Raw genomic sequence first — 13876 nt, 5'->3', positions numbered from 1 at the left:
AGCCCCCGCCAGTTGGCAGCATGCCGGTGTTAGTTCCGGGGTCCTCCGCCACTCCTTCCTCACACTGAATTGAAGGCGCCTCCTCGGGGAGTGCCTCCAAGCGGTCTTGCCGTCGCCACCGCCGAGCGCGGTTAGCGAGCTGCGGCGTGCCCACTCACGACCCTCGGCTGCGGAATGACTGGCGCCAAGGGGACAGGAAGAGGCGTGATTCACGCGCCTGGCACAAGCATTAGACAATACCAAACAGCGCTCTCTCTCTTCTTACCCGCCAAGCTGATCGAGGCTCTCCGCGGTGTCGTGCGACATTTTGTGGCGAACCCAAGACCTTAGGATCGCGCTCCCCGGGCAAGGGCAACGAGAGATTACAGCGAAGGGGGAGGGCGACCGGATCCTCTCCGACTCGACGGGAGAATTTCCGTCTCGCGGCGATGGCGCTATCGCGCAGCGGCGTGCGCGGAGGCCGAGGTCAGTTCTGAGTTGATGATGAAGTCGAAAACGTTGCCCTCCGGCAGGCCCACCACCGGTATCCCGTTAACGAAGAAGGTTGGCGTCGACGATACGTGGACAGCGTTGCCGTCGGCCTCATCCTGAGCGACTCGCTGAGCGGCCGCGGGCGCCGCCATGCACGCCTTCAAGGCAGTGTCATCGAGGCCCAGCTTTGCGGCCTGTTCGTCGATTTTCTTTTGCACGTTGCCGGGGTTGATTTGTCCCTGGTTGGAATAGAAGTACCGTGCGAAATCCCAGAATGCAGCCGGATTCTGCAGCCGGGCACATTCAGCCGCGATCGCCGCCGTGCGTGCCCAGGGGTGCCCATTTAAGGGGTAGTTTTTGAAGATGACTCGAATCTTGCCCTTGTACGTCGTGTTGGCGAGCGCCTCTACCTCACTGAAGGCATGCGCACAGAACGGGCATTCGAAGTCCGCAAATTCGAGCATTGTGACGGGCGCATCGGGGGGTCCCAACGTTGGGCGGTCATCCAGATGCACTGGCCCGAGATCGGTTCGCCCCCAGGCATCTGTGCCGAGATCGTAAAACTGGCCCAGGATAGCCTTGGTTTCGTTCTGATCGCTGAAAAGCGAAACCGTGACGCTCTGGCCCTTTTCGTTGGTAACGGTGACCTGACGCTGGTAAATGCCGGGCAAGGCGGTTTTCTGCATGGGCCCCAGCGCGATCTCGTTGGCGCTACCTATCCGAAACTTCTTCTGCAGATACTCCTTCAGCGCGGCGTCGCGGGCAGGGTTACTCGGGACGGCAACATTGGCCGATGCGGTAGAGGGACCCGCCCAAGCGCGGCTTTTTGTCAGAGCAGTTGTCAGAACGAGAACGAATACCGCGAAGCTCAACCGACCAACCATCGAGCTCCTATCAATCGAATGCTCCATAAGGGCTTCATGATACGGGCGACGATCGAGATCTTCCAGAGCATCAGAATTGGACGACTGCTCTCGCCTTGGGAGACCACCCTCGGGTGGCTTGGTGAGGCGCGAATGAGGAGACCTGCATGGAACCGCCCTCGGGGATTTGACCCACGACGCGTACTTCGCATAAGCAACATTATGTCAACTAGAGCGTAGCGCCAGTTTTGATTTGCCGATCAGACGGCCTCCGGCACAACTCCAGGCCGGAGTCTTTGAGGGGTTGGACCATACGCCACCGACCCGTGCAGTCGCCGATCTTCCATTCGCACCGACATGGAATGCCGAGCATACGGCCACAAGGCGATAGCACAGGCAATCTAAGAAATCTCTTGCGTGGAAACCGTGAAGGCAGGTCTACTGTAAGTGGGTAGCATCCGACCGCGAAAGTGCTGGAGGTCTAAGGCCAGTCGTCCTTGGCGTTTCGTCCAGCAGAATCAAGTCTGCTCACGTTGCGTAAAAAATTCCGTAGGCCCTATGGAAACAAAGGGTCTCCGGTCTTCGACAAGGAAGAATAAACCATGAAGATCGTCGTCATCGGCGGTACCGGCCTCATCGGCTCGAAGACTGTCCCCATTCTACGCCAAGGCGGCCATGAGGTCGTCGCCGCCTCGCCCAAGACCGGCGTCGACATCCTCACCGGCGAGGGTCTGAAAGATGCCATGGCCGGCACGTCGGTGGTGATAGACCTCGCCAACTCGCCCTCTTTTGAGGACAAGGCGGTGCTGGAATTCTTCCAGACCTCAGGCCGCAATCTTCTCGCGGCGGAAGCCGCCGCCGGCGTCGGGCACCATGTCGCGCTCTCCATCGTCGGAACCGACCGTTCGCCCGACAATGGCTATTTCCGCGCCAAGGTCGTCCAAGAGAGACTGATCGAGAGCTCCGGCCTACCCTACACCATCGTACGCTCGACGCAGTTCCTGGAATTCCTCGGCGCCATCGCCGATTCAGGTGCGCAGGGAAGCCTGGTCAGGCTTTCGCCCGGGCCTGTTCCAGCCCATCGCGGCGGACGACGTTGCACCCATTGTCGCCGATGTGGCGCTTGGGGGGCCCCGAAACGCCATTCTCGACATCGCCGGCCCGGAACGAGCGCCATTCAACGAAATCGTCTCCCGCTATCTGAAAGCGGTCGGCGACCCGCGAAAGGTCGTTAGCGACCCCGAGGCCCGATACTGGGGCGGCCGCGTCGAGGAACGATCGCTGGTGCCGTTGGGCGAGGCGCGGCTCGGCCGCATCGGTCTCGACGAATGGCTCCGTCGCTCCCAGGTAAGAGCCTGATCCCCCGCGGGTTCGCCCTGCGTCTCGGGCTAGGCTCATTTTTTCGAGCGGGTTGGCGCAGGGTCTTGCAGGGTAAACGCAGAATTTGATAATCATTATCATTATCAACGGGCGCCACCGCCAGGACATTCAAAGCATGTACGTGTGTATCTGCAACGCTATCAGCGATCGCCAGGCTCGCTCGCATACCGATTCCGGCGCATGCTCCGTGGCCGCCTTCTATCGCTCACTGGGAGTGAAGCCGAAGTGTGGCAAGTGCGCGCCCGCCCTCCGCGATATGCTTACGACGGGACGGAACGGGGTTGATCTGCGCCAGGATTCGCACGCCTCCGACGCCTAGTTCGCATTCCTTTGATCGGGGCCGATGCCCTAAGCTCGACATCGCAAGCCTCGACTTCGCCAGCGGGGAGAAACGACCGTGAAGGGTGACGGCCAGGTTATCCAGTTTCTGAATACCGTACTGCGCAACGAATTGACCTCGATCAACCAGTACTTCCTGCACGCCAAGCAGCTCGATCACTGGGGTGTGACCAAGCTAGGCAAGTACGAGCGTGATCAGTCGATCGAGGAAATGAAACATGCGGACCGGATCATCGAGCGGATTCTTTTTCTTGAAGGACTGCCGAATCTCCAGGACCTTGACCACCTGCAGATCGGGGAGAACGTGAAAGAGGTCCTCGACTGCGATCTGAAGCTAGAACTGAAGGCGCTCGGCGACATAAGAGCCGCGCTTGCGCACACGGAAACGGTGAAAGACTTTGTCACACGCGACCTGCTCGAAGAAATTATGCGCGACGAAGAAAAGAGCATCGATTTCATAGAGATCCAGAAGGACCTGATCGAGCAGATCGGAATCGAGAACTACATTCAGCTGCAATCCGGCAGCGCGAGCTGACCGACCCTACTTGTAGAATAACCCGGCAGTTCCGCCTACAGCTGCACTCAGCCGCCTCGTGATTATATCCGCCTTAATCGGATCGATGCGCCCGATGGTAACGAACGCCCAAAGTTGCGGCTCATGGACGATGGCACCCCAAGCAACGCTCCGCTGCCCCATGGTGGCTTGCTCGTACAAGGTGAACGGGTCACACCTAGATTCGCTGTTTGATTGAGTGCAGTGCGTCCCGAGCCTGGAGGTTTTCCGGGTCGAGACGGAGTGCCTCCTGGGCGTAGCGCTCGGCGGAGGCGAGCCAGCCTAGACGGATCGCGCCCTCTAGCATCGCCAGGACGACGGACACGCCCTCGTCTCCGAACTCGCGCGCGTGCTGGAAGGCATCGAGAGCCTCTTCGTCCTTCCCGAGGGCCGCCAGTATGGTTCCCATTGCGGTCATTGCCTCGACGCTGAGCGAATCGAGTTCCAAGGCCTCCCGGCACATCGCGAGCGCACCGCGTTTGGCGCCCTTCTCCGAGAGATCTCGCGCCGCGCTGGCCAGCCGGTTCGCTTCCTCGCGCCACCCGTGGACTTCCACCTGCACCTCGATGGTGTCGCGTGAGATCTCGGCTTTCTTGATGCGAACTCTGCGTCCCAGGTAGTCGTGCAGCCGACCGACGATTGCGTCCCCTAGTGTCTCCGCCGGCACCAGCCACGCGATGGAGATCGGATCGCCCACGTGGTCCTCTCGCCGGATAACGACCGTTTGGCGCTCACGATGGCGCTTCTGGCGCGACGCCCGGTCAGACTCGCTCATCAGGGTCGAAGAGTTTCCGATATTCGTCGAGCGCAAAGCGATCGGTCATTCCCGCCACGTAGTCCGCGACTACACGCGCGATTGATTCGTGGTCCTGTTCAGCCCGTTTGAGAATATGCTCGGGCATCTGGCCCGGTTCAGCCAGATAAGTTTCGAAGAGCCGGGCGAGCACCCTACCCGCCTTTTCCGTCATACGGTTCACTCGATAGTGCCGGTAAAGTCGCTGGCGCATGATCTCTTTGAGTTCCGCTACTTGCTGCGCCATTTCCGGTGAAAACGCGGCCAGCCTCCTTCCGGCCTGCCTGATTCCTTCTACGCTTCGAATCGAGGAGCGCTCGAAGTCCGACGCAATCTGTGTAACCAGGTCCGTAGACATCGCATCGATCATTCGAATCACGGTCTGACTCCCTATAACCCGCACATCGCCGTCGCGAACACTCGCGCGCGCCTGTACGGATGCGCTCCGATACAGCATCGACGCGCTCAAATCCTCCCCCGTCAACATCTGCGCTTTCACGCCGTCGTCAACGTCGTGCGCCAGATAGGCGATTTCGTCAGCCTGGTCGACGATCTGCGCCTCGAGGCATGGCCAGGTGGAGGGGTCGAACTCCAGCGCCGCGGGGCGATTCTGAAAATTAGAGTGTTTGATGATGCCCTCGCGCACCTCGAAAGTAAGATTAAGTCCGCGAAAATTCGGATAACGGATTTCGATCCAATCGACGGTGCGCAGGCTCTGCGCGTTGTGATCAAAACCGCCGTACGGGGACATCAACTCGTTCAGGAAGCGCTCGCCTGCGTGTCCAAATGGAGTATGGCCGAGGTCATGAGCGAGCGCGATCGCCTCTGCCAGCTCAATGTTCAGCCCCAGCGACCGCGCGACGGTTCGGGTAATCTGCGCTGCCTCCAGGGTGTGGGTGAGACGCGTTCGATAGTAGTCGCCCTCGTGATTCACGAAGACCTGGGTCTTGTATTCGAGGCGGCGAAAGGCCGCGGAGTGAATGATTCGATCACGGTCGCGTTGAAACGCGGTCCGCATCGGATGTTCGGGTTCGGGGAATCGGCGCCCGCGACTGTTGGCCGAGAGCATCGCGTAGGGCGCAAGGGTCCGCTGTTCGACTTCCTCCAGGGCCTGCCGATTTAAGAGCATCGCGCTCAGAATGCTACCATGCGCCCGAAGAGGCATGCACGTTCGAGCAGCAGCGTTGGCCCGTTGTCGTGTCGTTGCCCGCAGCGAGCCCCTCAAGGCCGCGCACCCTTGACGGACTCAACTCCAACCAACGTCGCAACCGCCCTCCGAACCCTGCTTAGCTGCTTTCGCGAGGGTCCTGAGACTGCTGCTAATAAATGCTTCAGATAGGGGGAGACAACGACCTTTCGCTTCTGCTGCCGTCGCTTCGCGGATAAGCGGTCCGTCCCCTTCTCGGAGATCACCGTAGGCATCCCCATTGCCGGGGTTAGTCATTTCTGCATGACAGCGGCTCTGGCCATTGGCGAAACCGGGCAATGACAGACGGCGTTGGAATTAAGTCCATCGCCCCAGCCGACCCCTCTTCATGGCCCACCCCCGGTCGCCTATAATTTCGTGTGGATTGGGTGTGGTGGTGGAAGTACGGGAAGGAGGTCGCCACTTTCGTGGTGCGGTTGCTTCGGGCGTCGCGAGCCTGGTGTTCGCCGGATGTGCGACAACTCGACCGCTCCCCCCCTCTGCCCCACCGGTTGTCGCCTCGATACCCGCGGTCCCCGCTCCTCCATATTCGCAATTCGGCGTCGCCTCGTGGTACGGCCCGGGGTTCAACGGCCATGCGACCTCCAGTGGTGAGATCTACAACCAAGATGACCTGACGGCCGCCTCGACCCTCTATCCCCTCGGAAGCCAGGTGATGGTGACCAACCTCGATAACGGGCGATCGGTCGAGGTGCGAATCAACGATCACGGCCCCTACATGAAGGGCCGTAAAATCGACCTGTCGCGCAAAGCAGCGACGGTCCTCGGCGTGACCGGACCCGGGACGGCGCGCGTCAGACTCGATTTGGTGACCGTTCCGCCGGGTGCCTCGCCTATCGGAACGCCGCCGCGCTATTTCGTACAGCTTGGTTCTTTCGCTAGCTCGTCCAACGCGAATCATCTACGTTCCGAACTGTCCGCGTACTATCCTGACGTTCGCGTGGACCAGGTCGATGCGGGCAGTCGTCGCTATTATCGGGTGCGGATGGGCGGGTTTGCGACGCGCCGAGAGGCACAGGCGCGCGCTGACCAGAGCTCGCGTTTCGGCTTGCCCATCATCATCGTAAGCGAATGACGTCATATCTCGGCGTTCCTCGGAGTGCCGCGCGACGCCTGGTGACGGCGGCGTGCGGGGTTCTGTTGGCGGGCTGCGCGTACGCCCTCGTCAATGGCCATTCCCTCAATCAGCCCAAGGTCGATAGGGTCGAGCAAGGACTTCAGCAAATCCGCCAACTCAACTTTCTCAGGCCGGTGCCGTTGGTCGTGAAAGATCGCGACCAGGCCGAGCAGCAGATGGAAAGCGACCTGATGCGCGATTACACCGAAAATCAATTGCTAGCCGATGGCACGGCCGGGGCGCTGGTAGGTCTGTACCCTTCCGGAATCGACCTCAAGGCGGAATCGCTCAAACTGCTGCGCAACCAGGTCGCAGGTTTCTACGATCCTCATTCCAAGGAAATGGTTTTGGTGGCCGGCGGCACGAACCTGGGCTTTTTCACCAACACCGCCGAGTTTGTCGCCCAGCACGATGTCGGCGGAGAAATGGTGCTGGCTCATGAGCTTACGCACGCGCTCCAGGATCAACATTTTGATCTCGACAAAAAGCTCGACCAGGTGAAGAACAACGACGACAGCGCGCTGGCGCTCAAGTCAGTTGCGGAAGGTGACGCGACGCTGGCCGGCTACGCCTACGTGGCTGGTCGGATGGACGCCTCGGTGATAGATGGGCTCCTCATGTATCTTCCCGATATCGCCAAGGAGCTCACGAAAGAAGCGCCCGACACCCCCGACGGACTGGCGATTCCCTTGGTCTTCCAATATTCCGATGGCGTCCGATTCGTTGCGGAGGCTTATCGGCGTGGAGGGTGGAAGGCGGTCGACGCGCTTTACGCGAACCCTCCCCTCTCGACGCATCAGGTCATCCACTCGGACGACTACTTCGTTCATCCGAAGCCCCCGGTGAGGGTGGCAATCCACGGTTACGAGCGAACGATGAGTTCCTGGAGCAAGGTGGATGACGACACCTACGGCGAACTGCTGCTGCGCATTCTCCTGCAGCGCAACCTCGGCAAGGACGCGCCGGAAGTGGCGCTGGCGGGGCGTTGGGCCGGCGACCAGATGGTCATCCTCCAATCCGGCCGCCAGATCTCGGTAATATGGCTGTTGGTGTTTGCGGAAAGCGGCACCGCCGCCAAATTCGCGGCCGTCTACACGACCACCCTGGACAAACTGCTCGGCAATACGCGGCACGAGGTCGACTATCGCGACCACGAGGTGTTGGTGGCTATCGGCGCCGCGGCACAAGCGATGGAAACGCTGGAGCCATCCATCTGGTCGGAGACTCAAATCGAGAGCGGCAACCGGAGCGAACTACCCCACCCCTCCGGTCTCGCGCCTGGACAATAATGAGATAGCCTTTCCGATCAGGCCGCGTTCGTCCTTGTAGCTTGCACGTTGGCAGGCCTCTTCGGCTCGATACCACGCTACTTCTTCGATCTCCCCGTCGTGAGCCTTTGAATCGCCTCCTGCAAATTCCATCGTGAAGAACCGCACGCGCTTGAAAATTCTCACCAGCGAAGCTTGGGGCTGGTCGCGCCACGAGAAAACGTAAGACACGTCGCCTAGCGGTTCGATGTGGCCTACTTCCAGGCCGGTTTCTTCGCGCACCTCGCGCACCGCGGCGTCTTCGGCACTTTCGCCTTTCTCGATATGACCTTTCGGCAACGCCCAGGTGTCGGCTCCTTTGGGGCGAATCAGCACGAATTCAAGTCCGCCGTCGTGCCGCCGACGGTACACCAGGCCACCGGCGGATACTTCGCGCCGGACCGGCAGCTTTGGGCGTGGGCTCTTGCTGCTAGTGTCTTTGGCCATTAGCCGACGTCTCCGAGGCTGAAGCCCAGCGAGAGCATGCGGCGAATCGCCTTGCGCGCGCCCGCCGATGAGGGAGTTTGGAGGTTGGGATCGTGCCTGAGCCACCCCTCGGCGAGCTCGCGCGAGCGCTGTATAAGGCGGTCATCGCGCACCAGGTGGACGAAACGCAGCGGCAACGCACCGGTCTGCCTTGCGCCCAGAAGGTCGCCGGGGCCACGCAACTTTAGGTCAGCCTCGGCGACCTGCGCACCGCTTATACAGGTGGTCATCAAACTCAGGCGCTCGCGCGCAACCTCGTCTGCTTCGCCTGACGCTACCAAGCAGCATCGCCCCGCCGCGCGCCCTCGCCCCACCCTGCCGCGAAGTTGATGCAACTGAGCAAGTCCGTAGCGCTCGGCCGCGATGATTGCGATGACGGTCGCTTCCGGTACGTCTATGCCGACCTCCACCACGGTGGTTGAAACGAGGACTTGCACCGCGCCATCGCGAAAGCGAGCCATCACGCGTTCCTTGTCCGTGGCGTTCATCCTGCCGTGCATTACCTCAACCCGATAGTCCTTCAATGTACTCCGTTTGAGACGCTCGGCGGCTGCCGCGACGGAGCGCATTTCTTCGTCAGGCGCGTCAATCCGCGGGAGCACGTAGTAAGCTCGATAACCCGCGGCCAGCTCCCTGCGCACGATCTCCTCGACCCGGTCTAGGTCCGTTTCGCTGAAGATCAGGGTTTCCACCGGCGTGCGCCCTGGGGGTAGTTCGTCAAGAAATGAAATATTCAGATTAGCAAACAGGCTCAGGGCCAGACTTCTTGGTACAGGGGTAGCGGTCATCATCAGCAGATTCGCCCCCGGGCCCAGGGCCTTCAGCTTCGCGCGGTCGAACACGCCGAAGCGATGCTGCTCGTCGATGATCCCGAGACCCAGACCCTTTACTCGTACCCGTTCCTGAATGATTGCCTGCGTGCCGAACACGATGTGCACGGCGCCGGAGTTGAGGCCGCGCAGGAGCGTCGCTCGTGCGCTACCTTGGACCTTGCCAGTCAGCAGCGCGGCTGGGATCGCGAGGTTTCCGCACAGGCGCTGAAAACTCGCATGATGCTGCTCCGCTAGCAGTTCGGTCGGAGCCATCATCGCGACCTGATAGCCGGCATCGATCACGCTTAGCGCGGCACAGAAGGCAACCAGGGTCTTGCCGCTGCCCACGTCCCCAAGCAGCATGCGGTTCATCTGCGTGGGCCGCTCGAGGTCGGCGGAGATTTCGCCGATCGCGCGGGCCTGCGCATCGGTCAGTCGAAACGGCAAGCTCGTGAGCCAGGCGCCAATCTTCTGGGCGCCGCTCTCGATAGCGATCCCCGGCCGTTGCGCCGCGCGTTCCCGTTCCAGGCTTAGCGCCAATTCGAAGGCGAACAGCTCATCGAACGCGAGCGACAGGTGCTCCCGCGAACATTCCGCATTCAACGCGCCTACGTCGGCACCCGCGGAGGGCTGGTGCAACCCCGCAAGAGCCTGCGCCACGGAGAGAAAGTCGTGGTGCATGTCCTCCGGAATAGAAGAACCAACCTGCTGCTCCACCTCACGAAGCGCGCTGCGCGCGATGCCGGCGAAGACCCGCTGACTCATTCCGGCGGGAAGGTTGTAGTAAGGACGAACCGGGGGCGGCGAGCCCGTGGAGAGAAGGTGGATCTCGGGTTGGACGATTTCGACATTTCCTTCCCGTGTCTCGGTCACACGACCATGTGCGAGGACGCGTTCGCCCGACGGGATCTTTCCGCGCATGTAGCCGGGCAGATTAAACCACACCACCCGAACCCGGATGCCGCCGCTGCTTAACCATCCGCTTGCCAACCGCCTCCACGGTGCTCCCGACATCGGTCGTTCGCTGACCCCACCAAGCTCGGCCTCGACGGTTGCGACAGTGCCGGGAACCAAGGCGCTGAGCGGGGTCAGATGGCGCCAATCCTGATAGCGCGACGGCAGATGAAAGATCAGGTCGCGGACGGTTGCGATACCGCGTTCGGCGAGAACCGCCGCCCGTTTGGGGCCGATTCCTGACAGGGTTACGACGCTCGTTTCGAGAGACAGCGAGTGCGATTTGCGGACTGTGGGCTTTGCAGCGTCGGTCGCGCGCATCCGATTCCTTTCCACTGGTGCGCGCATCTCGGTGTGCCAGATCGGCGAGGACGAGTTTTACCCGCGATGGTAATCCTGCAGCGCGCGAACCTCAAAACGTTCGTTCTTTAGCGCGCGAATTCCCTCGACCGCGGCGGTCGCCCCCGCCATGGTGGTGAAGTACGGCAAACGAAGTTCCAGCGCTGTACGTCGAATCGAAAAAGAATCCGCCGTGCCGTTCTCGTCGGGAGTGTTGATAATCGCGGCGATACGGCCAGCCTGCATAGCATCGACGATGTGGGGACTGCCTTCCAGGACTTTGTTGATCGCTGCGCATCTCAGACCGAGCTTGGCGATGTACGCGGCGGTCCCGCGGGTGGCGATAAGCTCGAAGCCCATGTCGACCAGGCCGCGCACGATTGGTTCCAGCGACGTCTTGTCCTCATCCCGCACGCTTATGAACACCAGCCCCGCCATCGGCAGGTCCGATGCGGCTGCCAGTTCCGCCTTCGCAAACGCCATCGCAAACGACGAGTCGATGCCCATCACTTCGCCGGTGGATTTCATTTCCGGTCCCAAAATCGTATCGACTCCGGCGAAGCGGGCAAACGGAAAGACCGATTCCTTAACCGCCACGTATCCGGGGACTCGTTCGGTTGTGAACCCGAGTTCGCTCAACTTCTTGCCCGCCATCACCAGGGCCGCGAGCTTGGCGAGCGGAACCCCAATTGCCTTGCTGACAAACGGAATGGTCCGAGAGGCGCGCGGATTGACTTCGAGGATATAAACCTCGCCCTCGTAGATTGCGTACTGGACATTAATCAGTCCAACCACGCCCAGCTCGCGTGCCAGCAATTTGGTCTGCTCGGTGAGTGAACGTTGCAAGTCCGGCGTGAGGCTTCGCGGCGGCAGAACACACGCGCTGTCGCCGGAATGGATACCGGCATGCTCGACGTGCTCCATGATACCGCCGACCACCACCGTTTCACCGTCGCTTATCGCATCCACATCGACCTCGGTGGCGCCGCGCAGATACCGATCGATGAGCAATGGATGGCGTTCGGAGGCTTCGAAAGCCTGCGCGACGTACCGGCGCAGCGAAGCCTCGTCGCCAATTACCTCCATCGCCCGGCCGCCGAGGACATACGAGGGACGGATCAAGACTGGGTAGCCGATCTGCTTGGCGCCGCGGATCGCCTCGTCCAGACCGCGTACCAGAATCCCGCGCGGCTGCTTCAGTCCGAGCTTTTCGACCAGGGTGTTGAAACGCTCGCGGTCTTCGGCGCGATCGATCGCATCGGGGCTCGTACCCAGGACGGGCACCCCGGCCCGTGCGAGCGGAACCGCGAGCTTGAGTGGAGTCTGTCCGCCGAACTGTACGATCACGCCGATGGGTTTTTCGCGCTCGGCGATGGCGAGCACGTCCTCGAAGGTCAGCGGTTCGAAATAGAGGCGGTCGGAAATGTCGTAGTCGGTCGAGACCGTCTCGGGGTTGCAGTTCACCATGATGGTTTCGAACCCGGCCTCCTTGAGGGCCAAACTCGCGTGGACACAGCAATAGTCGAACTCAATGCCCTGCCCGATACGATTGGGTCCGCCACCCAGGATCATCACCTTGCGGCGCAGGTCGGGTTCCGCCTCGTCCTCGCCTTCGTACGTGGAATAGAGGTACGGCGTGAACGCCTGGAACTCGGCGCCACAGGTATCGACGGCCTTGTATACGGGCGCAACCTTAAATGCCTGGCGGGTCTGCGCGATCTCGGATTCCTGGGTGCCGCGGAGATCCGCGATCCGGCGGTCGGAAAATCCGAGCGCCTTGAATTCGCGAAAATAGGCCTCGCTCAGCGGCTCGCGCGCCACGCGCGTTTCCGCCGCCACTACTTCGGCTAGCGCGTCGATGAACCACGGATCGATGGCGCTCAAGCGATAGGCTTCGTCGCGCGCCAGGCCAAGACGCAACGCGTCGGCCAGATGGAAGAGGCGATGACTGCTCGGGCGGCTTACTTCCTTGCGCAGCTCAGCCAAAGCGGCGTCGCGAGTAGCTGCGTTCAGGTGGGATTCAAGTCCGAAGGATCCGATTTCCAGAGAGCGCAGCGCCTTTTGCAACGATTCCTTGAAGGTCCGCCCGATCGCCATGACCTCGCCGACCGACTTCATCTGCGGCCCCAACTCGTCGGCGGCGCCGCGAAATTTCTCGAAGGTAAAGCGCGGGATCTTGGTCACCACGTAATCGATGGTCGGCTCGAAACAGGCGGGCGTCTTGCGGGTGATGTCGTTGGGGATCTCGTCGAGGCGGTAACCGACCGCGAGTCGGGCGGCAATCTTTGCAATCGGAAAACCGGTGGCTTTGGAGGCCAGCGCGGAACTCCGCGAGACGCGCGGATTCATCTCGATCACGACCATCTTGCCGGTGTTGGGATCGATCGCGAACTGAATATTGGAACCACCGGTATCGACCCCGATCTCGCGGATGATGCGCAATGCGGCATTGCGCATGATCTGGTATTCCTTGTCGGTCAGGGTCTGTGCCGGCGCCACCGTGATTGAGTCACCGGTGTGCACCCCCATTGGGTCGAGGTTCTCGATCGAGCAGATGATGACGACGTTGTCGGCCATATCGCGCATCACCTCGAGCTCGAACTCTTTCCATCCTTCGACCGACTCCTCGATCAGCACCTTATGAATGGGTGACATTTCGAGCCCCCACTTCACCTTGGCGCGATAGTCGTCGAGTTCCCGAGCAATCGATCCTCCGGTCCCGCCCAGGGTCCGCGACGGCCGGATAATCAGGGGCAGTCCGAGGTCCTGCCGGATGCGTTCAGCATCGTCCATCGAATGCGCGATCGAGGAGCGCGGCACTTCGAGGCCGATGTTGATCATCGCCTGTTTGAAGAGGTCCCGGTCCTCGGCCTTCTTGATGGCTGGCAGCTTGGCGCCAATCAGTTCGCACTTAAAACGATCCAGCACGCCCGATTCCGCGAGTTCGATCGCAAGGTTGAGAGCGGTCTGACCACCCACGGTTGGGAGAAGTGCGTCCGGCCGCTCGCGCTCAATGATCTTGCCGATCGCCTCGGCGGTCATCGGCTCGATATAGGTCCGGTCTGCCAGTTCCGGGTCGGTCATGATGGTCGCAGGGTTGGAGTTTATGAGAATGATACGCAGTCCTTCTTCGCGCAGTGCCTTGATCGCCTGGGTGCCCGAGTAGTCGAACTCGCAGGCCTGTCCGATCACGATCGGGCCGGAGCCGATAAGCAGAATCGATTTCAAGTCTTTGCGCAGCGGCACGTTACTAAT

General features: G+C 61.1%; 11 protein-coding genes. 5 read left to right on the top strand and 6 right to left on the bottom strand.

All coding sequences use genetic code 11. The annotated features are described in order from the left end of the window. Positions 1-434: 434 nt before the first annotated feature. Positions 435-1343: a thioredoxin domain-containing protein gene (locus tag VGI36_06580; GenBank protein HEY2484795.1), complete on the bottom strand. Its 909-nt coding sequence runs from the start codon at positions 1341-1343 to the stop codon at positions 435-437. 593 nt (positions 1344-1936) lie between these two features. Between VGI36_06580 and VGI36_06575 the strand changes: the two genes are divergently transcribed. The 3 genes from VGI36_06575 to bfr all read left to right on the top strand — a co-directional run bounded on the left by VGI36_06575 (position 1937) and on the right by bfr (position 3588). Next, positions 1937-2569 carry an NAD(P)H-binding protein gene (locus tag VGI36_06575; protein HEY2484794.1) on the top strand — a complete coding sequence of 211 codons (633 nt, stop codon included), beginning with the start codon at positions 1937-1939 and terminating at the stop codon, positions 2567-2569. A gap of 209 nt (positions 2570-2778) precedes the next feature. After that, complete coding sequence (locus VGI36_06570; protein HEY2484793.1) at positions 2779-3033, top strand: (2Fe-2S)-binding protein; 255 nt, start codon at positions 2779-2781, stop codon at positions 3031-3033. A gap of 78 nt (positions 3034-3111) precedes the next feature. After that, complete coding sequence (gene bfr, locus VGI36_06565) at positions 3112-3588, top strand: bacterioferritin (protein ID HEY2484792.1); 477 nt, start codon at positions 3112-3114, stop codon at positions 3586-3588. A 196-nt stretch (positions 3589-3784) separates the two neighbouring features. Here the strand turns inward: bfr and VGI36_06560 are convergent, their stop codons facing one another. Both VGI36_06560 and VGI36_06555 read right to left on the bottom strand, forming a co-directional pair. Further along, entirely contained in the window at positions 3785-4381 is a 597-nt protein-coding gene (locus VGI36_06560) for a hypothetical protein (protein HEY2484791.1), read from the bottom strand. Continuing rightward, the gene (locus VGI36_06555) at positions 4368-5564 is read right to left on the bottom strand and encodes a deoxyguanosinetriphosphate triphosphohydrolase (GenBank protein ID HEY2484790.1); all 1197 of its coding nucleotides are present in this window, start codon (positions 5562-5564) and stop codon (positions 4368-4370) included. The genes VGI36_06560 and VGI36_06555 overlap by 14 nt, the downstream gene beginning before the upstream one ends. A gap of 418 nt (positions 5565-5982) precedes the next feature. Between VGI36_06555 and VGI36_06550 the strand changes: the two genes are divergently transcribed. Continuing rightward, positions 5983-6681, top strand: a complete 699-nt coding sequence (locus VGI36_06550; protein HEY2484789.1) for a septal ring lytic transglycosylase RlpA family protein — start codon at positions 5983-5985, stop codon at positions 6679-6681. After that, positions 6678-8012: a hypothetical protein gene (locus VGI36_06545; protein ID HEY2484788.1), complete on the top strand. Its 1335-nt coding sequence runs from the start codon at positions 6678-6680 to the stop codon at positions 8010-8012. The genes VGI36_06550 and VGI36_06545 overlap by 4 nt, the downstream gene beginning before the upstream one ends. Here the strand turns inward: VGI36_06545 and VGI36_06540 are convergent. From VGI36_06540 to carB, 3 genes are read right to left on the bottom strand one after another with little or no spacing between them, the layout of a single operon-like run. Continuing rightward, entirely contained in the window at positions 7977-8477 is a 501-nt protein-coding gene (locus VGI36_06540) for an NUDIX hydrolase (GenBank protein ID HEY2484787.1), read from the bottom strand. The two genes, VGI36_06545 and VGI36_06540, sit on opposite strands and share 36 nt — an antisense overlap. After that, the gene (locus tag VGI36_06535; GenBank protein ID HEY2484786.1) at positions 8477-10603 is read right to left on the bottom strand and encodes an ATP-dependent DNA helicase RecG; all 2127 of its coding nucleotides are present in this window, start codon (positions 10601-10603) and stop codon (positions 8477-8479) included. The genes VGI36_06540 and VGI36_06535 overlap by 1 nt, the downstream gene beginning before the upstream one ends. A gap of 57 nt (positions 10604-10660) precedes the next feature. Beyond that, a complete protein-coding gene (carB, locus tag VGI36_06530) occupies positions 10661-13867 on the bottom strand; it encodes a carbamoyl-phosphate synthase large subunit (GenBank protein ID HEY2484785.1) in 3207 nt (1068 codons plus the stop codon). Between the last annotated feature and the right edge of the window lie 9 nt (positions 13868-13876).

This window comes from Candidatus Binataceae bacterium (assembly GCA_036495685.1).
Lineage (GTDB): Bacteria > Desulfobacterota > Binatia > Binatales > Binataceae > JAFAHS01.
Note: the sequence above shows the minus strand (reverse complement) of the source record. Positions and strands in the feature narration are given on the sequence as shown.

Excerpts from the sequence above, each read along its gene's own strand:
- VGI36_06535 (HEY2484786.1), bottom strand. The coding sequence starts at position 10,603 with ATGCGCGCGACCGACGCTGCAAAGCCCACAGTCCGCAAATCGCACTCG.
- VGI36_06560 (HEY2484791.1), bottom strand. The coding sequence starts at position 4,381 with ATGAGCGAGTCTGACCGGGCGTCGCGCCAGAAGCGCCATCGTGAGCGC.
- VGI36_06555 (HEY2484790.1), bottom strand. The coding sequence starts at position 5,564 with ATGCCTCTTCGGGCGCATGGTAGCATTCTGAGCGCGATGCTCTTAAAT.
- VGI36_06575 (HEY2484794.1), top strand. The coding sequence starts at position 1,937 with ATGAAGATCGTCGTCATCGGCGGTACCGGCCTCATCGGCTCGAAGACT.
- VGI36_06540 (HEY2484787.1), bottom strand. The coding sequence starts at position 8,477 with ATGGCCAAAGACACTAGCAGCAAGAGCCCACGCCCAAAGCTGCCGGTC.
- VGI36_06545 (HEY2484788.1), top strand. The coding sequence starts at position 6,678 with ATGACGTCATATCTCGGCGTTCCTCGGAGTGCCGCGCGACGCCTGGTG.